The 254-nt window shown below is 27.6% G+C and carries 1 protein-coding gene; it reads right to left on the bottom strand.

Translation table 11 applies throughout. The features are described from left to right. The coding region (locus H2O73_RS24190; RefSeq protein ID WP_182110826.1) for a hypothetical protein at window positions 1-254 on the bottom strand (254 nt) is incomplete at both ends.

Genomic DNA, 254 nt, shown 5'->3' on the forward strand with positions numbered 1-254 from the left:
CTATCATATTCTGAATTATTTCCTTAAAACTCAATGAATTTGCATCAAAAACAACCTCTGTATTTGATGGTACTTTATTTAATTCTGTTAATTTTTCTGCCTTAAATGGTAAACTTTCTAATAGTTTATTGATATCATTAGTAGAATAAACCACATAGTTCTTTGGGGTTTCCTGTTTTTTATTAGGGCTTTTTTTTAACCTTTTTACCAACTGTAAACCCATCCATACTATAGCATCAAAAAACATATGTGAT

This window comes from Vibrio marinisediminis, assembly GCF_014050145.1.
GTDB classification, from domain to species: domain Bacteria; phylum Pseudomonadota; class Gammaproteobacteria; order Enterobacterales; family Vibrionaceae; genus Vibrio; species Vibrio marinisediminis.